This window comes from Micromonospora sp. NPDC048935, assembly GCF_043197875.1.
In the GTDB taxonomy this organism is placed as follows: Bacteria; Actinomycetota; Actinomycetes; order Mycobacteriales; family Micromonosporaceae; genus Micromonospora.
In genome coordinates this window covers 113,613-136,654 of record NZ_JBICTZ010000003.1, presented here as the reverse complement: position 1 = coordinate 136,654, position 23,042 = coordinate 113,613, and the positions used below count along the sequence as shown (strand labels likewise).

Genomic DNA, 23,042 nt, shown 5'->3' with positions numbered 1-23,042 from the left:
ACGAGATCAAGGGGGGCGATGATGACCGGATCGGTACGTGAGGACGGTTTTGCGTCCAGCGGCAGCACGGACATGAGCCCGGAGCAGCGGGTGCCCGAGTGGGGTGGAGATCAGCTCGCCGACCCGGTGGGCGCCACGGACCCCGACGGCGACGTGCTCGGCATCGACCCGACGGAGTTGACCGACGAGGATCTGATCCGCGAGATGCACAGCCTGCACCGCACCCGCCTGGACACCCTGCGGCACGCGGCGGACTCGGCGCTCGCCAACCACCTGCGGCGCACCGCCGAGCTCGAGACCGAATACCTGGCGCGTCACCCGGGCCGGGAGGTCGACCCCAACCGTCTGCGGGACTCCTGATGCCGGCGCGTGCGGTGCGCGGGATGTCCGCGCCACCCGAGGTGGTGTTCAACACCGCTACCGACCCCGACCGTGCCTCGGCCTGGCTGCCGGAGCCGCTGCGCGGCGACGGCAGCCCCGCCGCGGAGATCAGCGAAGCCGAGTTGCGGGCCCGGTGGGGGGACGGCGACGCCGACGACTGGTCCGCCGAGATCCGGGTGGAGCCGGCCGATTCCGGTGGCGCCCGGATCCAGCTCGACCTTGCCGACGGATCGGGCGGGCCGGACCCGGACCAGTTGGCCGACGAGGCGCTCACCAACCTGGCACGCGAGGTCGCCGACAACCTCCAGGCAGGCTGAGGCGGCCGCGCGGGACGCCGCTCCCGCACCACATCACAAGAGGTAAGGAGACCGGGTGAGCGACACTGGCCTGCGACAGAGGGCGACGCGGCTGCGCCGGGCGTACGCGCCCCACGAACACCGGCCGCTCGGCGGCTACCTGGTGGCCATGGGCGCCTACGCCGGGGTGACCGGTGCGCTCGCCGGTCTGGTCAAGGCGACCGGTCGACCGGTGCCGGAGCGTCCCACCCCGTCCGACGTGGTGTTGCTCTCCATCGCCACGCACAAGCTGAGCCGGCTGCTGTCCAAGGACGCGGTGACCAGCCCGCTGCGGGCGCCGTTCACCCGTTATGACCGCCCGATCGGCAGCGGTGAGGTGATGGAGCAGGTCCGCGACTCGGGCAGTCCCACCCGGCACGCCATCGGCGAGCTGCTGAGCTGCCCGTTCTGCCTGGCGGTCTGGGTGGCCACCGGGCTGACCGGTGGCCTGGTGCTCGCACCCCGGCTGACCCGGCTGGTGGCCACCGCGTTGACGGCGGTCGCCGCGTCCGACTTTCTCCAGATGGCGTACGCGATGGCGCAGCAGGCCGCCGAGGGTGGGCACCACGACGACGACTGACCGAGGAGACGCGAAAGGGGGCCGGCGTCCGCCGGCCCCCTTGTCGTACGTACCTCAGCGCTGCATGCCGGACCAGCCGTGCGGCGACTCCGGCTCCCGGTCGTCCTCGTCCTCCCCGGTGATGATGTCCCGGTCCACCGCGGTGCGGTCGTGTTCGTTGGCGAAGTCCGGCTCGGGCGTGGTGTCCCTGCCCTTCGGCGGTTGACCCAGCGCCGGCACCTTCTCGTCGTGGTCCTCGTGATGCGTCATGTCGGTGTCCCTTCTGCGGTCGCTCAGCCGATCGAACCGCCCAGGAGGTCGCTGGCCTCGTCCACCGCGTATTCGCCCTCGGGCAGCGCGTCGATGCGGGCGAGCAGGTCCGGCGGAAGTTCGGCGGCCACCGCGTGGCGGTAGATCTCCGCCTGTTCGACCCGCTCCTGCGCCCGGTAGATGTCGTCGAGCAGGTCGTCGAGGGCCTGGGTGTCCGGCTCGCCGGCCTGGGATGCGTCGTCGGTCACGCCGATCAGCTACCCGGGGCGGAATCGGTCAAACGTGCCCCGGTGGCTCGTCTGCGCCGCCGGGTGAACGCCCTCGCGGGGGTCCCCTGCCCTGCCTTTGTTCTCCCTTTGCTCTGCACCCGCCCACGCGCCAGTCACGCACCGTAGGCGGTGCATGGGCGGGTGCAGAGCAAAGGAAGCGGCTGATGCCCGTTCGGTCGTCCCGGCCCGTTCGGTCGTCCCGGCCCGTTCGGTCGTCTCGGCCCGTCCGGCCCGGTCCGAGTTCGGGCAGACGAGACCAGAGACAGCGCCGCCCCCGGCCTCGTGAGCCGGGGGCGGCGCTGGTGTCGGTGTGCAGGTCGCCTCTCGGCGAGTGGCACTACGCGGCTCCAGCCGGACGGTATTCCGCGAAGGCTATTTAGGTGAGGCCCGGGGACACTGGACACACCGACACCCCAGTCAACGAGCCGACCCCCGCTCGTGTTCCGTGCGGCGCAGTGTCGGCGGTCACACTGTCGTCGGCAGGGTGGCCCGCCGGGCCCGCACGGCCGAGGCCAGGTGGCCGAGCACCTCGGCGGTGTCGTCCCAGCCGAGGCAGGCGTCGGTGACCGACCGGCCGTACTCCAGCTCCCGGGTCGGGTCGAGCTCCTGGCGACCGGGCAGCAGGAAGGACTCCAACATCACGCCGGTGATCCCGCGCTGGCCGGCGGCCAACTGGGCGGCCACGTCGGCGGCGACCTTGGGCTGGTTGCGGTGGTCCTTGCCACTGTTGGCGTGACTGGCGTCGATCACCAGGCGCTCCGGCAGGTCGGCCGCGCGAAGCAGGTCGAGCGCCCCGGCCACCGAGTCCGCGTCGTAGTTGGGCCGGCCGCCCCCACCGCGCAGCACCAGGTGACCGTCCGTGTTGCCCCGCGTGTGCATGATTGCCGGGGTGCCGGAGAAATCGATGCCGGGGAAGACGTGTGGCACCCCGGCGGCGCGGATCGCGTCCACCGCCGTGCCGATGCTGCCGTCCGGGCGGTTCTTCATGCCGATCGGCATGGACAGACCGGAGGCGAGCTGGCGGTGCACCTGACTCTCCACGGTGCGGGCACCGATCGCGCCCCAGGCCACCGTGTCCGCGATGTACTGCGGAGTGATCGGGTCGAGGAACTCGCAGCCCACCGGCAGCCCGACCCGCAGCACGTCGAGCAGCAGCGCCCGGGCCAGCCGCAGGCCGGTGTTGACGTCCCCGCTGCCGTCCAGGCCCGGATCGTTGATCAGGCCCTTCCAGCCGACCGTGGAGCGTGGCTTCTCGAAGTAGACCCGCATGACGATCAGCAGGTCGTCGGCCAGCCGGTCGGCCGCCGCACGAAGGCGCTGCGCGTAGTCGAGTGCTGCTGCCGGGTCGTGCACCGAGCAGGGGCCGACCACCACCAGCAGGCGGTCGTCCTCGCGGTCCAGCACGCGACCCACCGCGCGACGGCCGGTCAGCACGGCCGACGCGAGCGAGGCGTCCAGGGGCAACTCGTGGTGCAGCAGGGCGGGCGTGGTCAGCGGCACAACACGGTCGATCCGCTGATCGCTGACCCGATCGGTCTCCGGGGTCGTCACGGTGGGCATCCTTCCGCCGACCGTGCCCGGGGCCGGTGCCCGGGACGAGCCGGCTGCTCGTACGCAAAAGGGCAGGAACGACAGCTCCTGCCCAGCCGGCTCGGTCCGCGGTGACGTCAGTTCATGGTGAAGTCACCGGCGTGCGAGCCGGCTGCCTAAACCATCGATAGGAACGTGTCACGGGGGCCAGCGTACCCGACCCGGGGCGATCGACCGATCCATCGTCCCAAGATGCGGGGCGAACACCGCGTGCCCGAGGTGCGGTCGGGGTAACAGGGGGGCCATGACTGACGAGCAGAGCGATCAGGAGCGGGTGGAGTCCCGCGCCCACCACCTCCTGCCCGAGGAAGCCGCCGTGGGCAGCGACGACCCGGAGGCGCAGGCCGCGGCCATCCTCGCCGAGTCGGACCTCCGGGAGGCAGACCAGAACGCGGCACCGGACACGGTGTTGGAACGTCGTACCTCGGATCAGACGGTGGTCGCGGTCGAGCCGCCGGACTGAGCAGTGGCCCCACGGGCCCGGCGGGACCCCCGGTAGGTCTGCTCGCGCAGCCAGGCGAGCGGGCCCGCCGCCCGCAGGCCGGGTGGCAGGTTGCCCACCGGGTCGAACGCGAGCGCGGCGTCCTCCTCGGCGCTGAGCTGGGTACCGATGCTGACCTGCCCCACCGGCCGCCACGGCCCGACGGCGGACGCGACCGCGAGCACCAGGCGCGGCGTGTCCGTCCGGGTGGCGGCGGCCACCGTGCTCAGGCTGCGCCCGAGGTCTACCGAATCGGGGTCGGGCAGCGCGGCCAACCACAGCCGGCGCCGGGCCACGCGATAACCCACGATCGTGCTGTACGTCCCGGTGAAGGCGCGTCGGGGCAGCGGCAGGTTACGCAGCACCGGGGCGGCGCCGCTGGAGCTGACCAACAGGTCGAACGGTCGGCCGCTGTCCCGGTGCAGGCGCAGCGCCAGGCCCAGCACGTCCGGCCAACCGCCGGGGGTGGGGGTCCCCTTGGAGAGCCGGACGGCGGCCCGGTACCGGCCGGGGTCGTCCAGCAGATCGACCCCGGTGGGTGGTCCGGGCGTACCCCAGATCAGCACCTCGCCGGCGAACGAGCGACCGGACGGATGCAGCAGCCGGCCGCGGCGCAGCCGGCCGAGCGCGGCGCTGGCACGTTCGACGACGGCGGCGGCCCGGGACGGGGGTCCAGTGACGGTCATGGCCCTCCGGTACCCCGAGCGGCGGCCTCGATGCCCGGGGTGGGCTCGCCGACCGACCACACGTCACCTTTCCGCCCGCGAGATCGGATAGCGTCGGGGTATGCCCGACAGCGGTTACCCCTGGCCCATCGAGACGTCCCGACTGGACAACGGCCTACGCGTGGTGGTGAGTGAGGACCGCACCGCACCGGCCGTCGCCGTCAACCTCTGGTACGACGTCGGCTCCCGGCACGAGCCGACCGGGCAGACCGGCTTCGCCCACCTCTTCGAGCACCTGATGTTCGAGGGCTCGGTGAACGTGGCGAAGACCGAGCACATGAAGCTGATCCAGGGCTCCGGTGGCTCGCTCAACGCCACCACCAATCCGGATCGCACCAACTACTTCGAGACGGTCCCGGCCGAACACCTGGAGTTGGCGCTCTGGTTGGAGGCCGACCGGATGGGCGGCCTGGTCCCCGCGCTCACCCAGGAGACGCTGGACAACCAACGCGAGGTGGTCAAGAACGAGCGCCGGCAGCGGTACGAGAACGTCCCGTACGGGGACGCCTGGCTGCGCCTGCTGCCGCTGCTCTACCCGCCGGGGCACCCCTACCATCACGCGACGATCGGGTCGATGGCCGACCTGAACGCCGCCGACCTCGCCACCTTCCAGGCGTTCCACCGGACCTACTACGCGCCCAACAACGCCGTGCTCACCGTCGTCGGTGACGCCACCGCGTCCGACGTGTTCGCGCTCGCCGACAAGTATTTTGGCGCGCTGCCGGCACGCGTCGACATCCCGGCCGCCCCGGACGGGCGCGACGTCCCGACGACCGGGCAGACGGCCATCGAGTCGGTGAGCGCCGACGTGCCGGCGCCGCGGGTCTACATCGCCCACCGCACCTACCCGTTCGGCAGCCCCGGGTACGACGTGGTCACCGTGCTCGCCAGCGTCCTCGGCAGCGGCCGGGGCAGCCGGCTCTACCAGCGGCTCGCCGACGGTGAACGGATCGCCCAGCCGGACCTGGTCGGGGCGTACGGGGTGGACCTCGCGCACGCCCCGGCACCACTGATCGCCACCGCCACCGCCCGCACCGGAGTGAGCGCCGAACGGCTCGCCGAGGGGCTGGCCGAGGTCGTCGACGAGTTGGCCACCGTGCCGGTCACCGCCGCCGAGCTGGATCGGGCCAAGGCGTTGCTGAGCACCGGCTGGTGGCGTCAGTTGTCCACGGTGGACGGTCGCGCGGACCTGCTCGGCCGGTACGCCACGCAGTTCGGTGACCCGGCCCGCATCGCGGACCAGTTGCCGGGCCTGCTCGCGGTCACCGCCGAGCAGATCGCCGAGGCCGCCGCCGAGGTGCTCGCCACCGACCGGGTGCTGCTGACCTACCTGCCCGAGGAGACCTCATGACGCTGATCGCCGACCGTCCCGGCCCGGGCGCCGCCCGCCCGTACCGGTTCCCGCCGGTGGTACGCCGCGCCGTGGCCGGCGGCCAGGTCGTCGCCGCGCACCTGCCGGGGCAGAACCTCGCCGTGGGTCTGCTGCTGCTCGACGTGGGTGCGAGCCAGGAGCCGGTCGGCAAGGAGGGCCTGTCCGGGGTGCTGGCCAAGGCGTTGGAGGAGGGCACCGCACAGCGGGACGCCGCCGCGTACGCGCTCGCCGTCGAGGGGCTCGGCACGGCGTTGACGACCGGGCTGGACTGGGACTCGTTCCAGGCCAGCGTGGTGGTCCCGGTGGACCGGCTCAGCGCCGCGGTGGAGCTGCTCGCCGAGGCGGTCCGGACGCCCCGGCTGGATCCCGCCGACGTACGCCGGGTCCGCGACGACGAGGCGACCGCGCTGCGGATGGACTGGGCCAACCCGGGCCCCCGGGCCGACGCCGCGCTGCGCGCGGACCTGTTCGGCGCCCAGAACCGCTGGGGCCGGCCGATGTACGGCGACCCGGAGTCGGTCGCCGGACTGGACGTGGAGGACGTGACGGTCTTCCACTCGGAGTGGTTCCTGCGCCCCGGCACCCTGATCGTCGCCGGCGACCTGGACCGGATCGACCTGGACGCGCTGGCCGCCGCGGCGTTCGCCGGCACCGGCGGGGGCCCGGCCGGGCGGGGCGGCCCGATCGAGGTGCCGCTTCAGGCCGGGCGGCGGATCATCCTGGTGGACCGGCCCGGTTCGGTGCAGTCCACGCTGCGGCTGGGGCACCCGTCGCCGCACCGGGCGCACCCCGACCACGTGGCGATGACGCTCGCCGGCACGGTGCTCGGCGGGGCGTTCACCTCCCGGCTCAACCACCTGCTGCGCGAGGTGCACGGCTACACCTACGGCGTTCGGGGTGACTTCGCCTCGTCCCGGCGCTTCGGCCGGTTCGGGGTCAGCTCCGGTGTGCAGACCGCGGTCACCGTGCCGGCCCTGGTCGAGGCGGTGGGTGAGATCAGCCGTACCCAGGCCGCCGGGGTGACCGAGGACGAGCTGGAGGTGGCCCGGTCCTGGCGGGCCGGGCAGCTCTCGGTCGAGTTGCAGAGCCCCCGGGCGATCGCGTCCGCGCTGACCACGCTCGTGGTGCACGACCTGCCGGACGACTACCACGCCCGGTTGCGGGAGTCGCTGCTCGCCGCCGACGTGGACCAGGTGTCCGCGGCGGCGGCCACCCACCTGCACCCGGACGCGCTGACCCTGGTCATCGAGGGCGACGCGGCGCTCATCCGCGACGACCTGGAGGCCGCCGCCCTGGGCAACCTGCTCGACCACCCCTAACCCACCCACTCCACCGCTGCTCGCGCCGTTGATCAAGAAGTTCGCGTCAGGCGGAAGGCGATTTCTGACGCGAACTTCTTGATCACCCGCGCTGGGGGTGGTGGTGCGTGGGGGTGTGGGGTGGGGGTGGGGTGGGTGTGATGCGGGACCCGGGGGGTGGGAAAGGGTTCCCGGGTTTGGGGGTGGGGTGGGTAGCCTCCGGGGCATGAGGATCGGCATTGTGGGGGCCACCGGCCAGGTCGGTGGCGTGATGCGGCAGGTGCTGGCGGAGCGGGAGTTCCCGGCGGAGCAGGTGCGGTTGTTCGCCTCGGCGCGGTCCGCCGGGCGTACGCTGCCGTGGCGCGACGGCGAGATCACCGTCGAGGACGCCGCGACCGCTGACTATTCCGGGCTGGACATCGTGCTCTTCTCGGCCGGAAAGGGCACCGCACGGGAGTTGGCGCCCCGGGTCGCCGAGGCCGGGGCCGTGGTGATCGACAATTCCTCGGCGTTCCGGATGGACCCGCAGGTGCCGCTGGTGGTCGCCGAGGTCAACCCGCACGCGGCCCTCGACCGCCCGAAGGGCATCATCGCCAACCCCAACTGCACCACGATGGCCGCGATGCCGGTGCTCCGCCCGCTGCACGCCGAGGCGGGGCTGACCGGTTTGGTCGTCTCCACCTACCAGGCGGTCTCGGGTGCCGGGCTGGCCGGCGTCGCCGAGCTGGACGAGCAGGTCCGCAAGGTCGCCGAGCACGCCTCCGGGCTGGCCTTCGACGGGTCGGCCGTGGAGTTTCCCGCGCCGCGCTCGTTCGCCCAGCCGATCGCCTTCAACGTCCTCCCGCTGGCGGGTTCGATCGTCGACGACGGCTCGTTCGAGACCGACGAGGAGCAGAAGCTCCGCAACGAGAGCCGGAAGATCCTGGAGATTCCCGACCTCAAGGTCTCCGGCACCTGCGTGAGGGTGCCGGTCTTCACCGGCCACTCGTTGCAGATCAACGCCCGGTTCGCCCGGCCGCTCACGCCGCAGCGCGCCCACGAGCTGCTGGCCGACGCGCCCGGGGTGGCGCTGACCGACGTGCCGACGCCGTTGCAGGCCGCCGGGCAGGACCCGACCTACGTCGGCCGGATCCGCGCCGACGAGACCGCCGAGTACGGGCTGGCCCTGTTCTGCTCCAACGACAACCTGCGCAAGGGCGCCGCACTCAACGCGGTGCAACTCGCCGAGTTGGTCGCCGCCGAACGCCGCTGACCGGCACGGTCACTCCGAGCCCTCGCCGACACCCGGCGAGGGCTCGGTCGTGTCCGGGCCACGCGGCGCACAGTGCGGGCTCGGTCGTGTCCGGGCGAGGCGGTCGGCGAGGCTCGGCCGCGTTCGGGGCGAGGCGGCGGCCGGCGGGGTTGGTCGTGTGCGGGCGAGGCGGTGGCCGGCCGGGCGTGCTTGGATGGAAGGAAGCCGACCCCTGGAGGAAACCGTGCCGGACGACCGCACCCAGCAGGCGCTGACCGACCTGATCTCCGGCCGTCCGATGGGCGTGCTGGCGACGATCAAGCGGGACGGGCGGCCACAACTGTCCACAGTGGTTCACTCCTTCGACCGGGACGCGGGCCTGATCCGGGTCTCGATCACCGAGGGGCGGGCCAAGACCGCCAACCTTCGCCGGGACCCGCGGGCCAGCTTCCACGTCAGCAGCGAGGACGGCTGGGCGTACGCGGTGGTCGAGGGGCGCGCCGAGCTGAGCGCGCCCGCCGTCGAGCCCGCAGACGCGACGGTCGAGGAGTTGGTGGCGCTGTATCGAGGGCTGCGCGGCGAACACCCGGACTGGGACGAGTACCGCCAGGCCATGGTCGACGACAGGCGGCTGGTGTTGCGCCTGCACGTGGAGCGGATCTACGGCATACCGCCCCAGGGCTGACGCGCCCGTCTCTGCTGGTCAGCCTGGTTCGATCACGGTCACCCCGGGCCAGCGCCGCGCCGGGCGCTGCCGGGCCAACCGCTGTCGGGACGTGGCAACGTCCACCCGGGCCGGGTTGTGCCGCCAGATCCCGCCCAGCAGATCCGTCAGACCGTACGGGGCGCAGACCTCCAGCCGATCGGCCGCGTCCAGGCGGACGGCCACCGCGGTCGCGTACTCCGGCCAGGTGGCGATCGCCTCGGCCACGCTGCGGTACGGGCTGATCGGGTCACCGCCGAACTTCGCCGCGTACCAGGTGTGCACCGCCGCCTGGTTCCGTGCCTCCCACGGCGGCTGCGGCCACGCCCGCGCGAGGAGGGCGGTGGCCTCGTGGTCGTCGTCGCGGGTCAGCCTCGTCGGGTCGAAGAAGACCACGTCCACGTCCCGGACCGTCGTCGGGTCGAACCCGTCGCCGTAGCGCTCGCCCCAGACCAGGTCGCGCAGTGCGCCCGCGCCGATCCAGGCGTCCGGTAGCCCGGAGTCACGCACCACACCCAGCGCGCGGGTCAGCCAACGGCTGCCGTTGACCAGTTCCCGCAACTCCCCCTCGCCCGGCATCATCCGCCCACGGTAGGCAGCCGCGCCGAGGACTGTCTCCCACGGGTGGGTGTGCCGCCCACCGACGGGTATAACGCGCTGCCGCGCTGCCGCGGCGGCCGGGAACGCGGCGGCCGGGAACGCGGCGGCCAGGCACGCGGCAGCCAGGCACGCGGGAACGCGGGAACGCGGGACGGCGGGCGCACGGGGAGGAGCGGGATGGGTGCCGACACGACAAGCGACGAGGCCCGCCCGGGCGGCCCGACCCTGCGCCGGGAAACGTCCCGTCTGCTGTCGTTCAGCGACGGTGTCTTCGCCATCATCATCACGCTTTTGGTGCTCGACCTCCAGCCACCTCGGGTGGGACGCGGTCGGTTGCTGGCCGCGTTGGTCGAGCAGTGGCCGACGTACCTCGCCTACGTCACGTCGTACGTGTTCGTGGCGGTCAGTTGGATCAACCACCGGGCCGCCTTCAACCGGGTGACCAGCAGCGGCAAGGGCCTCCAGTGGTACAACCTCGGGGTGCTGTTCAGCACCGCGCTGCTGCCGTTCGCCACCTCGGTGCTCTCGCAGGCACTGCGGGAGGGGGACCGGGCGGACCAGCGGGCCGGCGTGGTCCTCTACGGGCTGGCCGGCGGCTTTCTCTCGCTGACCTGGCTGGCGCTGTACCACTATCTGGCCCGACATGGTGACCTGCTGGACGAGGCCGTGGCGAGTTCGTTCTTCCCCAGCGAACGGACGCGGGCCGCGGCCGGCGTCCTGGGGTACGGGCTGGCGATTCTCGTCGGATACCTGGTCACCCCGCTGCTCGCCCTGGTGATCTTCCTGCTGCTGCCGATCTTCTTCTCGCTGACCAGCAGCGGCCTGTACGAGTTGCGGCGCCTGCGGCACCCGCGGCACCCGCACCCGCGCGGATAGCCACCGGCGGTCGGCGTTACCCCCTCCCGGGCGGCGGGTAGACGGGCCGTGCCGACACCGAGAGGGGAGCACCATGACAACGGTCGGAGAGTTCATGACGACCCGGTTGGTGACGATGGACGGCAACGAGACGCTCATCGCAGCCGCGCAGGAGATGCGCGACAGTGCGATTGGTGACGTGGTGGTGACCGATGGCGACAACGTGGTCGGCATCGTGACGGACCGGGACATCACGGTCCGGGGTGTCGCGGAGAACATGGACCCGGGCTCGACCCGGCTGGGCCAGATCACCACCCGCGACGTGATCACCGTGAGTCAGTACGACGACGTGGTGGCCGCCGCGGACCTGATGCGCACGTACGCCGTACGCCGGCTTCCGGTGATCGACGACGGGCGCCTGGTCGGCCTGATCTCGATGGGTGACCTCGCGGTCGAGCGCGAACCGCAGTCGGTGCTCGCGGACATCAGCGCCGACGACCCGAACAACTAGCTTTTCGCCACCGGCGCGCCGGCTCTCCCCTCGGGGAGGGCCGGCGCTGCCGTACCGGGGCGACGAGGCCGCTCACCCGATCCGGGCGAGGTTGACCGGGGGACCGGCGGGGACCCGTGCGGGGACGTGCACGCCGGCCGTCCGCGCGTACGCGAGCGCGGTGCGGGACCCCGGGCCTGGCAACTGGGAGGAGTGGACCCGATGGTGGACGCGACCACGAGGTTCTTCGAGGACCTGGACCGGCGGGGGTACGAACCCCTGCTGGCGAAGGCCTCCGGGACACTGCGGATCGACCTGCACGAGGGGGCGCAGACCCGGCACTGGCTGCTGAGGATCGACCACGGTCGGCTGAACGTGAGCCAGGAGAACCGGGAGGCCGACACGGTCCTCGGTGCCAGCCCCGTCCTCTTCGACGACATCGCCGCGGGCCGTGAGCACGGCCTGGCCGCGCTGCTGCGCGGGGACATGACGGTGACCGGTGACGCCCGGCTGGTGGTGCAGGTGGAGCGGGTCTTTCCGAGTTCGCCGGACGCCCGCGGGCCCCGTCGACGCTTCGCGGGGGAGGGGTACTGATGGGGCAGAGCAACACGATCCGGATCCTGGACGGCAGCACGTTCGTCGTCTGCGAGGACACCGGCGACATCGAGGCGACCCCGAGCGAACCCACCGGCCTGTTCTCCCTGGACACCCGGTTTCTGTCCACCTGGGTGCTGACCGTCAACGGCGAGCGGCTCAACTCGCTCTCCTACGACGACCTGCAGTACTTCGAGTCCCGGTTCTTCCTCGTCCCGGGCGTGGCCACCCACTACGTGGACGCCAAGTTGTCGATCATCCGGGAGCGCACGGTGGGCGGCAGTTTCCGGGAGCAGCTCACCATCCTCAACCACGACGAGAAGCCCGTCGATCTGGAAATCCGGATGGAAGCGGCGTCGGACTTCGCCGACCTGTTCCAGGTCAAGGACGAGGTGCTCAACAAGAAGGGCGAGATCTACACCGAGGTCGAACCGGACCGACTTCGACTGGGTTATCGGCGGGGCAACTTCCAGCGCGAGACGAGCATCTCCTCGTCGACGTCGGCACGGTACGACAACAGGGGGTTCGCGTACACCGTCCACCTGGAACCCAACGAGCAGTGGGAGGCCGTGATCGACGTCGAGACGCGCGCGGTCGGGCCGGGCGGTCGCGATCTGCGTTTCGGACTGCGGATGCACGGCACCGAGCGGCTCGCTCTCCAACATGACCTGCAACGGTGGATCGCGGACGCGCCGAAGGTGAACAGCCAGCACGGTCGGGTGGCCAGCACCTACCGGCGCAGTCTGATCGACCTGGCCGCCCTGCGCTTCTCGCCGCTGTCGCTGGGCGGCGCCACCCTGCCGGCCGCCGGCCTGCCCTGGTTCATGACCATGTTCGGTCGCGACAGCATCCTCACCTGCCTGCAGACGCTGCCGTTCACCCCGCAGTTGTCGAAGACGACGCTGCGCATCCTCGCCTCCTTGCAGGGCAGCCGGTTCGACGACTTCCGGGACGAGGACCCGGGGCGCATCCTGCACGAGATGCGCTACGGCGAGACCGCGGCCTTCGAGGAGCAGCCACACTCGCCGTACTACGGGTCGGTGGACGCGACGCCGCTGTTCGTCGTGCTGCTCGACGAGTACGAGCGGTGGACCGGGGACGTCGCGCTGGTCAAGGAGTTGGAGCAGGAGGCCCGCGCGGCGCTGCGGTGGATCGACAACTACGCCGACCTGGTCGGCAACGGCTACATCTGGTACGAGCGGCGTAACACCGACACCGGCCTGGAGAACCAGTGCTGGAAGGACTCCTGGGACTCGATCTCCTACTCCGACGGCACGCTGCCGCCGTTCCCGCGGGCCACCTGCGAGGTGCAGGGGTACGCGTACGACGCGAAGGTCCGCGCGGCCCGGATGGCCCGCCAGTTCTGGGGTGACCCGGAGTTCGCCGACCAGTTGGAGCGGGAGGCGGCGGCGCTGAAGGAGCGGTTCAACCGGGACTGGTGGGTGGCCGACGGCGAGTTCTACGCCCTGGCCCTGGACCCGGACGGCCGCCAGTGCAACATCCTCAGCTCCAACATCGGCCACCTGCTGTGGAGCGGGATCGTCGGACCGGAGCGGGCGGAGAGGATCGCCGCGCACCTGGTGGGGCCGCGGCTCTTCTCCGGCTGGGGGGTGCGGACGCTCGCCGAGGGGGAGGCCCGGTACAACCCGATCGGCTACCACAACGGCACGATCTGGCCGTTCGACAACTCGTTCATCGCCTGGGGTCTGCGCCGGTACGGCTTCGCCGAGGAGGCCGCGACCATCGCCAGCGGCATCCTGGACGCGGCCACGTACTTCGACGGACGGTTGCCGGAGGCGTTCGGCGGCTACCCGCGGGAGCTGACCAAGTTCCCGGTGGAGTACCCGACGGCGTGCAGCCCGCAGGCCTGGTCGACAGGTACGCCGCTGTTGTTGCTGCGTACCATGCTCGGCCTGGAGCCGCACGACGGCCACCTGGCGGTCGAGCCACGGCTGCCGGTGGGGATGGGCCGCATCGAGGTGCTGGACATCCCGGGTCGCTGGGGCCGGGTGGACGCGTTCGCCCGGGGCCGACTGGACCTGGACAAGTTCGCGGACTGACCCGTTCGACCGCGGCGGCGGCGCGCGGGCCGCGCCGCCGCCGGTCGGCACCCAGCCGGGCAGGGTAGATTCTGCGGATGCCGGAGCTCGTGTACCCGCCAGTCATCGCCGCCGCCAAGACGATGTTTCGTGTCCTCGACCTGAAGATCACCATCGAGGGCGCCCATCACGTCCCTCGGACCGGCGGGGCGGTGTTGGCCGGCAACCACATCAGCTACCTCGATTTCATCTTCGCCGGTCTGGGCGCGAACGCGTCGGGTCGCCTGGTGCGGTTCATGGCCAAGAAGTCGGTCTTCACGCACCGGATCTCCGGCCCGCTGATGCGCGGGATGCGGCACATCTCGGTGGACCGGGACGCCGGCGCGGCCTCGTTCCGCGCCGCCGTCTCCGCCCTCAAGCGCGGCGAGATCGTCGGCGTCTTTCCCGAGGCGACGATCAGCCGGTCGTTCACCGTGAAGGAGCTGAAGAGCGGCACCGTCCGGATGGCCCGTTCGGCGAAGGTCCCGGTGTTGCCGGTCGCGCTCTGGGGGACCCAGCGGCTCTGGACCAAGGGCCGCCCGCGCACGCTCACCCGTCGGCACACGCCGATCACCATCCTGATCGGTGAGCCGATCGACCCGGCGGACTTCCCGGACCCGAACATGCTGGCCACCGAGCTGACCACCAGGCTCAGCGCGCTCGTCGAGCGGGCCCAGCGGGAATATCCGGACGTGCCCGCCGGCCCGGACGACACCTGGTGGCTGCCGGCGCACCTGGGCGGCAGCGCCCCCACTCCGGAGGAGGCCGCCGCCCTGGACTCGGTCGACGAGCAACGCGCCCCCAGCGTCTGACGTCGGGTTGACGGGAGCGTCGCGCACCTGACCGGGCACGCCGTGGCGTGGGTCGTCGGGCTTACCGATGCCCGGATGCCGCTCCGCCCGTGAGCCCACCCCAGGGGGCGGGCTCCGGCCCCGAGCGGTAGTAGTCGTCCCGGGAGTGGAACTCCACAGGCAACGAGCCGGGCAGAGTGACCCGGGTGTCCCCGGCGAGCAGGCCGGGGCCGGCCCGCAGCAGCAGCACGTCACGCTCCTGCGCCGAGAGGTCGACGAGCTGGGGGCGGGTGAGCCGGAACATGGCCACCGCCCGGCGGACCTGCCGGGCCAACTCCGCCACCGCGGCGGATGCTCCGCGCAGGGCCAACGCCGGCTGCTGAATGGTGCGCAACGCGTCGCACACGATGAACAACTGTGTCGGCTCTCCCCGCTCGACGGTGGGCAACTCCAACCGGGACGGCCACTGCCAGCGGATCTGCCCGCTCATCAGGCCGTTCAGCCGAGCGGGTGGCCGTGCCCGGGGCGCGTCGTCGACGACCAGCGACAACTGCGCGCCGCTGCCCACCCAGCAGATCCGTTGGTCGGTGACGGTCACCGAGACCGGCCCGGGCAACTGCCAGCGGTGCCGCGCCTCGCTCGGCCCGAGCAGGTAGCCCGCGACCAGCAGGTGGTGCCGCCCGAGAACCCGCTCACCGGGCGCGGGGCGCAGGTCGTATCGGCGATCCAGGGCCGGCCCCACGTCGTCGTCCGGAGCGTCGAACCGGTGGGGACCGATGAAGAAGGGGGACGTGTCGGCGTGCATCGTCACGACCTTCCGGTCAGCTGGCTTGTGGATGAAGCCTGTCGGATCGGAGGGCCGCTGTCATGACGCCTGTTAGGGGGTCGTCCGGTCGTGTGTCGCCTGTGACCGGTAGATGCCGATCTCCTCCGGGCGAACGAGCCCGTCCTCGATCGCGCGGGCGAGTAGTGCCGCCTTTGTGGCGGCTGGCCGCCCGGCCCGGGTGTACTTGATTCGGGCACGGTCGACGTACTGCTTCACCGTGTGCTCGCTGATGTGCATCCGGCGGGCCACCGACGCCTTCGACATCGACTGGAACCAGAGCAGCAGCGCCTCACGCTCCTTGTCGGACAACATGGGTCGGTCCGGTCGTGGGTCGCCGACCATCGCCCCGGCCAGCGCGGGCGGGACGTACGGGCGGTCGCTCGCGGCGGCCAGCACGGTCGCCACGCAGTGCTCCCGACCCTCGTGCTTGGCCAGGAAGGCCACCGCCCCGGCGTCCAGCGCGGCGAGCATGGTCTGCGGGTCGGTGTGCTCCGAGTAGACCACCACCCGCCGCCCGGTGGCGCTCAACTCGGCCAGCTTGTCCAGTGCCATCCGACCGTGCAGCCGCAGGTCGAGCAGGACGACGTCGGCGTCCGGTGCCGCCCGCAGCACCTCGTCCGGATCGTCCCCGGTGGCCAGTACGGTCAGCCGCGGCTCGCTGGCGAGCCAGGCGCGCACACCCTCGACCACCACCGGGTGATCATCGACGATCGCCACCCCGATCGGTCGGTCACCGGTCACCGCCGCCACTGGGTCTGCGCCCATCTGATGCTTCCGTCCCGTTCGTAGAGGTGCTCTACCTGCCCGTCGACGTGCTCCCCGGAAGGTGGACCGGTGGCGTCCGGCCCCTCCCGGTCCGGTGTGACCAGGCTGACCACCACCTCCGCCGGACCGGAGACCACTGTCAGCCGGGCCCAGCCCCGGGCGTCGGCGAGGACGCCGGTGAGCGGCTCGGCCAGCCGACGTCGGATCTCCACCGGCAGCGGCGGCGGGGTGCCGATGGTGACCAGGTCGATCGGCAGGCCGTTGCGTTCGGCGAGGTCGGCGGCCGCCCGCAACTCGTGCAGCAGCGGGTCGGGCACGTCGTCGGACTCGGCGATCAGTCGACGCAGCCGGGCGGCGGCCAACACGCAGCGGCGCTGCACCTCCGGGTCGTCCGGGTCGACCTGGCCGGCGGCCAACTCCCCGAGCACGCGCCCGGCCGCCGAGCTGACCAGGGCGAGCCGGTCCCGGCGTTCCCGAAGGCCACGCTCGGCGGCAGCGCGCTCGGTCGCCATCGCGTGGGCGGCGACGGAGACGGCCGCCCGCTCGCGAGCCAGGCTCACGATCGTCGCGCTGCCCACGAACACCGCCACCGGGAGTGAGAACGTGCCGTAGACGTACATCACGTAGCGGGCCACGTCGGCCGGGTCGGGGCCGTGCCCGAGCACCGCGACCAGCGCGATGGTCGCGTGCGTGCTCAGCAGCACGATCAGCCCCGCGACCCGACGACCCCACACCGCCAGCACGAAGAACCAGCCGAGCGTGCCCCACACCCAGTTGGCGGCGGTGAACAACTGCTCCTCGCCGACCGCGGCGAACACGGCCACGTCGACGGCCAGCAGCAGCCCGGCCAGCAGCCACGGCGGCAGCGGTGAACCGCGCAGCAGTCGCACCCCGGCGACCGCGCCGGCCACCGCGACCAGCACCCAGCCACCGAGCACCACCGTCGGTGCGGTGAACTCCGCCCGGGCGGCCAACACCGCCGGCAGCCCGATCGCGGCGTGCCAGGCCAGTGCGATGGTCACGGCGACGATCCGGGCGCCCCGGTCGGACGCGTGCGCCACCGCGGCCGGCGCGGCGAGCCCCGCCGTGGACGCCGGCTCCCGGGGGACGGGCACGCCGACCCGGTCCGGTGCCTCCGTCGTGACGGTATGGGGCGTCGGAGCGCCGAGATCAGCCGACACCGGGCCACTCCAGTCGGATCCGGGTGCCGGCCCCGATCGCCGATCGCACGTCGGCCCGCCCGCCGACAGTCTCCATCCGGCCGTGGATCGACTCGCGCAGGCCGTACCGGTGGGGTGGGACGGTGGCCGGGTCGAAGCCGGGGCCGTCGTCGGCGACCTCGACCACGACGCCGACCGCGTGCCGGCTCAGCCGCAGCGTGACCCGCGCGCCCGGCGCGTGCCGGACCACGTTGGACAGCGCCGCGTAGGCGCTCTCGCCGATCGCGTCGGCCACCCCGGCGGGAACCGCGCACGGCGTCAGGGCCAGCTCCGTCGACAGTTCGGGCAGTCGGCCCGCCACCGCCCGCAACCGACCGTCGAGCGGCACCGGGCCGTCGCCGGCCACCGGGCCGACGTCGGTGAGTGCGACGAGGGTACGCAGGTCGGCGCCGCACCTGTCGCGAAAGGTGGCCGAGGAGCCGGTCACCGCACCGAGCCCCACCATGGTGAGGGTGCCGAGCACAGTGTCGTGCAGGTCGCGGTTCTGCTGGCGTTCGGCGTCGCGGGCGGCCCGCGCGACAAGCGCCTGCCGGGTCAGCCGCTGATGCTCGACGAACGCGCGGTCGGCGCGACCGATGCGTCGGCGCATCACCGCCGCCATCATCGCCGTGCAGGCGGTCTGCACCAGCAGGGTGGTCGCGTGTGCCCGTGCCTCGGTGGGGTTGCCGGCCGCCTGCGCGCCCGTCGCGTACGTGACGGTGACGAGCACCCCGGCTGGAATCGACCAGCGCGCCGGGGCGGTGGCCTGCGCGTTGATCACCGTGGTGCTGGCCAGCACGGCGATCCAACTGCCCTCGCCGGGCAGCACTCCGGGTGCGACAAGCACGGGGATGAGGAGACAGGCCAACGCGGTGACCGTGACGTCGGCGGTGACCAGGACCAAGGTGATCCCGTGGCGAATCGCGCGGTACGCATACCAGACCGACCAGCCGGTGAGCGCTGCCACGCCGGGCAGCAGCAGGGCTGGGTCGACCGGCGGGGCCTGCACGGACAGGGCCACCGCACCGCCGATCACACCGCAGGTCAGGCGCAGCAGTGCCGGGATCGTGGTGAAGATGAGGACGAGCGCACCACCGGCGGGATTGTCCAGCGTGGGCGGCGGCCCGGTGGGAGCGGCAACGGCCGGCATCGGAGGTGTCCTTCCGACAACGACCCGGAAGGGGTCCGCGCGGCAGAGATCGACATCGGAGAATAACATGGGTGGCGTCGAGCGTAACCCAATGTGCGCGCGATGTCGTTAATGCGTCACGGTGTGCTGCGCGACGTGACGTTCGGCCAGCGGCCAGCGGCCGGCGGCCGGCGGCCGGCGGCCGGCGCATGATCCACTCGGGTTTACGGAAGTCGGGGTGTCCGGGGCGGTCTGACACCGCGACATCACGAAACCCGAGTCGATCACCGGGTTTGGGTGCCGCGACCGCACGGCCGGAACCGGGCGCGCCAGTCGTTCGTCCCATCCTCGGATGGAGAGGTGGTGAGCCGGATGCGCTCGGGTCGAACGGCACTGGCGGTGGCACTGCTCGGCGTGGCGCTGGGCGGCTGCGGTGGCACGGGCAGCGGCACGGGCGGGACAAAGGATCCCGGCCCGGCCCAGATCGTCGACAGGTGGACCTCCTGCGCCGAGGCCGCGCCGCAGGCCGGCGCGATCCTGTCGGTGCCGAACACGGGGGCGCCGACACCGGCCGGGGTCGAACCGACGATCGGCCGCATCGACCCGGCGTTCACCCCGGCCGCCGCCGTGCTCTGCGGGCGGACCATCACTCCGGGCCCCAACGGAGGGCAGGAGCAGGTCGCCACCGAGCGACGCGCAGAGAAGATCGCGCCGCTGCTCACCGCGCTACGCCTGCCCGACCAGGAATCGGACGGGGGCGTCGCCTGCACACTCGACCTGGTCGTCCCGCCGTGGTTGGCGCTGCTCGACGACCGGGGGCGCTGGCTGCGGCCGTACGTGCCGACGGACTCCTGCGGCAAACCACGCGCCGAGGTGCTGACGGCGCTCGCCGAACTGCCGATGACCACCGTGGACAGCCGTACCATCGGGCAGGTCGAGGCCCCGGCCGCCGAGGCCGCCGGATGCTCGCAACGGTGGACGGACATGGTGGCGGTGGAGACCACCATCGGCCGCGCCGGGCCGCCCGCGCCGCCCGCGCCGGCGACCGCCGAGCCGCTGCGACTCTGCGTCTACCAGGTGCCCGCGACACAGCGGGGCAGCGGCAAGCCGGCTGGTGATTTCGTGTACGGCGGACCGCTCCCGGCCGAGCGCCAGGCGGGCGTGCTCCGGGCGTTCGCCAACCGTCGGGCGGTGGCCGACTGCGCCACGCCGGCCTCCCGCTTCGCGGTGCTGCGGCCGCTGGACGGCACCGGCGGCCCCGACCGGTACGTGGAACTCGACGGCTGCCGACGCTTCCTGGTCTCGCCACCGAGCGGCGGAGCGCAGCTCGGCCAGGGTGACGACGCGCTGGCCGCCCTGCTGGGGCCGGTCTGAGCCGGTGACCGGGACGAGCCGGGGCCGGACCACCGCGCCGGGCACAAGGTGAGCGGGGCGAGGTGTGCGGGGCGAGACTTCGGGTAGGGCCGGGGGGACCCGACGAGAGGAATCCCCGATGCCGAGCATCACGATGTCGATGCTGGAGACGTACCCGAAGTCGATCAACCTGGACCGCGCGAAGCTGGCGGCGACGATCGACGCCCTCAACGACTGCGCCCAGGCCTGCACCGCGTGTGCGGACGCCTGCCTCAGCGAGGATATGGTCGCCGACCTGACCGAGTGCATCCGGACAGATCTGGACTGCGCGGACATCTGCGCCACCACGTCGCGGGTGCTGTCCCGACACACCGGTTACGACGCGAACCTCAGCCGAAGCCTGCTGGAGACCTGCGCCACGGCGTGCAGGTCGTGTGGTGACGAGTGCGCCAGGCACGCCGACCAGCACGAGCACTGCCGGCTCTGCGCGGACGCCTGTCGGGCCTGCGAGCGGGCCTGTCGGGACCTGCTGGCCACGATGAGCTGACCCGCTGCCCTACTTCGACAGGGCCCGCTCCAGCTCCGCCTTCGACATGGACGAGCGTCCCTTGATGCCGCGCTGCCTCGCCTCGTTGTACAGCTGCTCCTTGGTACGGCCCTGGGCGCCGCTGTGGGAGCGCTTACCGCCACGGTGCGCGGACGACACGTCGTTGCGCGACGACCGGCTCGACGTGCGGGCCTCACCCGAGCGGGCCCGTTCCTTGTTCACCGTACGGGCGGCGATCTCCTTGGCCCGCCCGGCGGAGGCGCCGCGCTCCTGGGCGCTCTCCTTGATGTGCTCGTACTGCCGTTCCCTCTTCGGGCTCGATCCTGCTGGCATCGGTGCCTCCCGCAGTCGTTGTCGACTCGGCTCGTTCTCTCCGCCACGATGCCCCGTCGCCACCGGGGTCAAACAGGTGCCGCTCTCCTCGCGCCCCGGGGATCATCAGGGTTCGGTGTCGGGCCGGCTGGTGAACGAGTACGTCACGGCGGTCAGCCGCTCGGACTCCGTCCACAGCCGGCGCTGGGTGTCGACGTCGTGGGACGCGGAACTTGATCGGGCCGGCACCGGCTGACCCGAGGCGTTCAGCAGCCGACCGTCCGGGGCGTAGTAGTCGCCGCCCCCGACCGTGGGGTCGGTGGCGGCGCGCAGGGTGGCGAGCGCGCCGGCCGCGGGGCTGGCTTGGCCGATCAGCTTTCCGACGACCGCGATGCCGGCGGCCAGCGCGCCCGTGACGTGGCGTTGCAGGCCGGTCGAGATGATGCCGGGTTCGAGTGCGACAGCGATGGGCTCGGCACCCGCCGCGCTGAGACGACGCTGGAGTTCGTACGTGAACAGGATGTTGGCGAGTTTCGACTGACTGTAGGCGGTTGTCGGCCGGTAGGTGCGGCGCCGGAACTGTAGGTCGTCGATGTCGATCCGCCCCCGGCGGTGCGCCGAACTGCTGACGGTCACGATGCGGGAGCCGGGGGTGGCGAGCAGCCGATCGAGGAGGAGCCCGGTCAGGGCGAAGTGGCCCAGGTGGTTGATGCCGATCTGGAGTTCGAACCCGTCCTCGGTGTGACCCAGCGGGGGCATCATCAGGCCCGCGTTGTTGATGAGCAGGTCCAGCCGAGCGTGGCGCGCTCGCAGCTCCTCCGCCGCGCGGCGGATCGAGGCGAGCGAGCCCAGGTCGAGGTCGACGATAGTGACGTTCCCGCCGGGCAGGGCGGCGGCCGCGGCCGCCGCCCTGTCGCGGTCTCGGCAGGCCAGGACGACCGAGGCGCCCCGGGCCGCGAGCACCCTGGCCGTCTCGAAGCCGATGCCACTGTTGCCGCCGGTGATGACGACGTTACGGCCGTGCTGGTCACCGACGTCGGCGGCGGTCCACGTAGCCATGGTGTTCCCCCTGATCCCTACAATCGGGACCAGCGTCCCGGATGAAGTGAATATACGGGACGGTCGTCCCGTTTGAACAGAAGGAGATCACCCCCGATGACGGGAAAGCCTGCGCGGGCACCACGCGCCGACGCCCGACGCAACCGGGCTGCGGTGCTGCGGGCGGCGGCGGAGACGTTCGCCACCGAGGGTCTTTCCGTGCCCGTCCACGAGATCGCCCGACGCGCGGGAGTGGGCACCGGCACCGTCAGCCGCCATTTTCCGACCAAAGAGGCCCTGTTCGCGGCGGTTCTGCTCGATCGCATGGCGCTGCTGACGACGAGGGCGGACGTCCTGGCAGCCACCGAGGACCCGGGGACGGCCTTCTTCACCTTCTTCGCCGCGCTCATCCACGAGGGTGCCGACCACCGAGGGCTGGCGGAGTCGCTGGCCGGCGGCGGATTCGACATCGAGTCGGCCGCCGTCGAAGCCGGCAGTGACGTGTCCGGTCGGCTGCACACCATGCTGAAGGCCGCCCAACAAGCGGGAGCGGTTCGGGGCGACATCACCTTCGCCGACGTCAAGGCCCTGATGAGCGGCTGCCTCGCCCGGGAGGTCGACCCGGCCGACACCGGCGCCCGCGACCGGGTCATCGCCGTCGTCTGCGACGGTCTCCGCGCCAGCTAGTGTTCAACCGTGCTCGGGTCGTCCATGCTCGACGCCAGGTTCCGGCTCTCCGACATCGAGCGGGTGAGGACATGGTCGACGTGCAGGCCACCTATCGAGCGATGCTGCGTGACGATGTCGCTCCCGCTCTGCGCGCCCTCGGCTTCACGGGGTCGGGCTCGCGGTACACCCTGCCGGACCCGGAGTCCTGGGCGCTGCTGGGTTTCCAGTCCTCGCGGTTCAACACGGGAGAGCACCTGACGTTCACGGTCAACCTCTGTGTCGTACCACGGATCGTCTGGGAGTCCCGCAGGCGTGAGCAGAGCCGGTTACCCCTGAAGCCCTCGCCGGGCACCTTCTACGGCGGCTTCGTGTGGTCCTGGCGGCTCGGCCACCTGATGCCGGTGAACGAGGACGTCTGGTGGGACCTGAACGAGGACGTCGAGGCCGCGGACGTCGCGAGCGAGGTCGTCACCGCCATCGGCGCGTACGGCCTTCCCGCTCTCCGCGAACACCTTTGACCGTCTACGGCCGGCCGGTCCCGGAGAGCCCTAGGCTGACGCGATGCCGGCCGAGCACCACGTG

The 23,042-nt window shown here is 72.2% G+C and carries 28 protein-coding genes; 17 read left to right on the top strand and 11 right to left on the bottom strand.

The features are described 5' to 3' along the window. Positions 1 to 18: 18 nt before the first annotated feature. From ACGFIW_RS11280 to ACGFIW_RS11270, 3 genes are read left to right on the top strand one after another with little or no spacing between them, the layout of a single operon-like run. Positions 19 to 360, top strand: a complete 342-nt coding sequence (locus tag ACGFIW_RS11280; RefSeq protein WP_393313087.1) for a DUF6158 family protein — start codon at positions 19 to 21, stop codon at positions 358 to 360. Further along, complete coding sequence (locus ACGFIW_RS11275; protein WP_393313084.1) at positions 360 to 698, top strand: hypothetical protein; 339 nt, start codon at positions 360 to 362, stop codon at positions 696 to 698. Before ACGFIW_RS11280 ends, ACGFIW_RS11275 begins: the two co-directional genes overlap by 1 nt. Before the next feature lie 55 nt (positions 699 to 753). Continuing rightward, positions 754 to 1,296, top strand: coding sequence for a DUF1360 domain-containing protein (locus tag ACGFIW_RS11270; protein WP_393313081.1), 543 nt, complete (start codon positions 754 to 756; stop codon positions 1,294 to 1,296). Positions 1,297 to 1,350: 54 nt separating this feature from the next. Here the strand turns inward: ACGFIW_RS11270 and ACGFIW_RS11265 are convergent, their stop codons facing one another. From ACGFIW_RS11265 to ACGFIW_RS11255, 3 genes are all read right to left on the bottom strand, one after another. Next, entirely contained in the window at positions 1,351 to 1,545 is a 195-nt protein-coding gene (locus ACGFIW_RS11265; protein WP_393313078.1) for a hypothetical protein, read from the bottom strand. Between the two features lie 23 nt (positions 1,546 to 1,568). After that, positions 1,569 to 1,793, bottom strand: coding sequence for a hypothetical protein (locus ACGFIW_RS11260; protein ID WP_393313075.1), 225 nt, complete (start codon positions 1,791 to 1,793; stop codon positions 1,569 to 1,571). A 486-nt stretch (positions 1,794 to 2,279) separates the two neighbouring features. Continuing rightward, complete coding sequence (locus ACGFIW_RS11255) at positions 2,280 to 3,374, bottom strand: 3-deoxy-7-phosphoheptulonate synthase (RefSeq protein ID WP_393313072.1); 1,095 nt, start codon at positions 3,372 to 3,374, stop codon at positions 2,280 to 2,282. A gap of 274 nt (positions 3,375 to 3,648) precedes the next feature. On the opposite strand from ACGFIW_RS11255, the gene ACGFIW_RS11250 reads away from it, so the two are divergent. Beyond that, positions 3,649 to 3,867 (top strand): hypothetical protein, encoded by a 219-nt coding sequence (locus ACGFIW_RS11250; protein ID WP_393313069.1) that lies wholly within the window; start codon positions 3,649 to 3,651, stop codon positions 3,865 to 3,867. Here ACGFIW_RS11250 and ACGFIW_RS11245 read toward each other — a convergent pair. After that, positions 3,834 to 4,571, bottom strand: coding sequence for a phosphodiesterase (locus ACGFIW_RS11245; RefSeq protein WP_393313066.1), 738 nt, complete (start codon positions 4,569 to 4,571; stop codon positions 3,834 to 3,836). The two genes, ACGFIW_RS11250 and ACGFIW_RS11245, sit on opposite strands and share 34 nt — an antisense overlap. Before the next feature lie 100 nt (positions 4,572 to 4,671). Here ACGFIW_RS11245 and ACGFIW_RS11240 point away from each other — a divergent pair, with 100 nt between their 5' ends. The 4 genes from ACGFIW_RS11240 to ACGFIW_RS11225 all read left to right on the top strand — a co-directional run bounded on the left by ACGFIW_RS11240 (position 4,672) and on the right by ACGFIW_RS11225 (position 9,196). Further along, positions 4,672 to 5,961: a M16 family metallopeptidase gene (locus tag ACGFIW_RS11240; protein ID WP_393313063.1), complete on the top strand. Its 1,290-nt coding sequence runs from the start codon at positions 4,672 to 4,674 to the stop codon at positions 5,959 to 5,961. Next, a complete protein-coding gene (locus tag ACGFIW_RS11235; RefSeq protein ID WP_393313060.1) occupies positions 5,958 to 7,301 on the top strand; it encodes a M16 family metallopeptidase in 1,344 nt (447 codons plus the stop codon). Before ACGFIW_RS11240 ends, ACGFIW_RS11235 begins: the two co-directional genes overlap by 4 nt. A gap of 205 nt (positions 7,302 to 7,506) precedes the next feature. Further along, positions 7,507 to 8,532: an aspartate-semialdehyde dehydrogenase gene (locus ACGFIW_RS11230; RefSeq protein ID WP_393313057.1), complete on the top strand. Its 1,026-nt coding sequence runs from the start codon at positions 7,507 to 7,509 to the stop codon at positions 8,530 to 8,532. Positions 8,533 to 8,725: 193 nt separating this feature from the next. Beyond that, on the top strand, positions 8,726 to 9,196 hold the full coding sequence (locus ACGFIW_RS11225; protein ID WP_393313054.1) for a PPOX class F420-dependent oxidoreductase: 471 nt from the start codon (positions 8,726 to 8,728) through the stop codon (positions 9,194 to 9,196). Positions 9,197 to 9,214: 18 nt separating this feature from the next. On the opposite strand, the gene ACGFIW_RS11220 is transcribed toward ACGFIW_RS11225, so the two are convergent. Further along, positions 9,215 to 9,796 (bottom strand): nucleotidyltransferase family protein, encoded by a 582-nt coding sequence (locus ACGFIW_RS11220; RefSeq protein WP_393313051.1) that lies wholly within the window; start codon positions 9,794 to 9,796, stop codon positions 9,215 to 9,217. Positions 9,797 to 9,991: 195 nt separating this feature from the next. On the opposite strand from ACGFIW_RS11220, the gene ACGFIW_RS11215 reads away from it, so the two are divergent. The 5 genes from ACGFIW_RS11215 (at position 9,992) to ACGFIW_RS11195 (ending at position 14,643) form a co-directional block, all read left to right on the top strand. After that, positions 9,992 to 10,690: a TMEM175 family protein gene (locus ACGFIW_RS11215; protein ID WP_393313048.1), complete on the top strand. Its 699-nt coding sequence runs from the start codon at positions 9,992 to 9,994 to the stop codon at positions 10,688 to 10,690. Between the two features lie 73 nt (positions 10,691 to 10,763). Then, a complete protein-coding gene (locus tag ACGFIW_RS11210) occupies positions 10,764 to 11,180 on the top strand; it encodes a CBS domain-containing protein (RefSeq protein ID WP_357559795.1) in 417 nt (138 codons plus the stop codon). A 201-nt stretch (positions 11,181 to 11,381) separates the two neighbouring features. Then, positions 11,382 to 11,753 carry an SCP2 sterol-binding domain-containing protein gene (locus ACGFIW_RS11205; RefSeq protein ID WP_393313045.1) on the top strand — a complete coding sequence of 124 codons (372 nt, stop codon included), beginning with the start codon at positions 11,382 to 11,384 and terminating at the stop codon, positions 11,751 to 11,753. Beyond that, positions 11,753 to 13,813, top strand: coding sequence for a glycogen debranching N-terminal domain-containing protein (locus ACGFIW_RS11200; RefSeq protein WP_393313042.1), 2,061 nt, complete (start codon positions 11,753 to 11,755; stop codon positions 13,811 to 13,813). Before ACGFIW_RS11205 ends, ACGFIW_RS11200 begins: the two co-directional genes overlap by 1 nt. A gap of 77 nt (positions 13,814 to 13,890) precedes the next feature. Next, positions 13,891 to 14,643, top strand: a complete 753-nt coding sequence (locus ACGFIW_RS11195; protein ID WP_393313040.1) for a lysophospholipid acyltransferase family protein — start codon at positions 13,891 to 13,893, stop codon at positions 14,641 to 14,643. 61 nt (positions 14,644 to 14,704) lie between these two features. On the opposite strand, the gene ACGFIW_RS11190 is transcribed toward ACGFIW_RS11195, so the two are convergent. The 4 genes from ACGFIW_RS11190 to ACGFIW_RS11175 all read right to left on the bottom strand — a co-directional run bounded on the left by ACGFIW_RS11190 (position 14,705) and on the right by ACGFIW_RS11175 (position 18,562). Beyond that, a complete protein-coding gene (locus ACGFIW_RS11190; RefSeq protein ID WP_393313037.1) occupies positions 14,705 to 15,427 on the bottom strand; it encodes a hypothetical protein in 723 nt (240 codons plus the stop codon). A gap of 72 nt (positions 15,428 to 15,499) precedes the next feature. After that, positions 15,500 to 16,213, bottom strand: coding sequence for a response regulator (locus ACGFIW_RS11185; protein WP_393313034.1), 714 nt, complete (start codon positions 16,211 to 16,213; stop codon positions 15,500 to 15,502). Further along, a complete protein-coding gene (locus tag ACGFIW_RS11180; protein WP_393313031.1) occupies positions 16,186 to 17,394 on the bottom strand; it encodes a hypothetical protein in 1,209 nt (402 codons plus the stop codon). Before ACGFIW_RS11180 ends, ACGFIW_RS11185 begins: the two co-directional genes overlap by 28 nt. Continuing rightward, positions 17,384 to 18,562, bottom strand: coding sequence for a sensor histidine kinase (locus tag ACGFIW_RS11175; protein ID WP_393313028.1), 1,179 nt, complete (start codon positions 18,560 to 18,562; stop codon positions 17,384 to 17,386). Before ACGFIW_RS11175 ends, ACGFIW_RS11180 begins: the two co-directional genes overlap by 11 nt. 342 nt (positions 18,563 to 18,904) lie before the next feature. On the opposite strand from ACGFIW_RS11175, the gene ACGFIW_RS11170 reads away from it, so the two are divergent. Both ACGFIW_RS11170 and ACGFIW_RS11165 read left to right on the top strand, forming a co-directional pair. Beyond that, on the top strand, positions 18,905 to 19,915 hold the full coding sequence (locus ACGFIW_RS11170) for a hypothetical protein (protein WP_393313026.1): 1,011 nt from the start codon (positions 18,905 to 18,907) through the stop codon (positions 19,913 to 19,915). Between the two features lie 118 nt (positions 19,916 to 20,033). Beyond that, complete coding sequence (locus ACGFIW_RS11165) at positions 20,034 to 20,441, top strand: four-helix bundle copper-binding protein (protein ID WP_393313023.1); 408 nt, start codon at positions 20,034 to 20,036, stop codon at positions 20,439 to 20,441. Positions 20,442 to 20,450: 9 nt separating this feature from the next. On the opposite strand, the gene ACGFIW_RS11160 is transcribed toward ACGFIW_RS11165, so the two are convergent. Continuing rightward, positions 20,451 to 20,774, bottom strand: a complete 324-nt coding sequence (locus ACGFIW_RS11160; RefSeq protein WP_393313020.1) for a plasmid stabilization protein — start codon at positions 20,772 to 20,774, stop codon at positions 20,451 to 20,453. Positions 20,775 to 20,879: 105 nt separating this feature from the next. After that, positions 20,880 to 21,812 (bottom strand): oxidoreductase, encoded by a 933-nt coding sequence (locus ACGFIW_RS11155; protein ID WP_393313017.1) that lies wholly within the window; start codon positions 21,810 to 21,812, stop codon positions 20,880 to 20,882. A gap of 96 nt (positions 21,813 to 21,908) precedes the next feature. Between ACGFIW_RS11155 and ACGFIW_RS11150 the strand changes: the two genes are divergently transcribed. Next, entirely contained in the window at positions 21,909 to 22,478 is a 570-nt protein-coding gene (locus ACGFIW_RS11150) for a TetR/AcrR family transcriptional regulator (protein ID WP_393313015.1), read from the top strand. A gap of 71 nt (positions 22,479 to 22,549) precedes the next feature. Then, positions 22,550 to 22,978 carry a DUF4304 domain-containing protein gene (locus ACGFIW_RS11145; RefSeq protein WP_393313012.1) on the top strand — a complete coding sequence of 143 codons (429 nt, stop codon included), beginning with the start codon at positions 22,550 to 22,552 and terminating at the stop codon, positions 22,976 to 22,978. Positions 22,979 to 23,042: the final 64 nt, after the last annotated feature.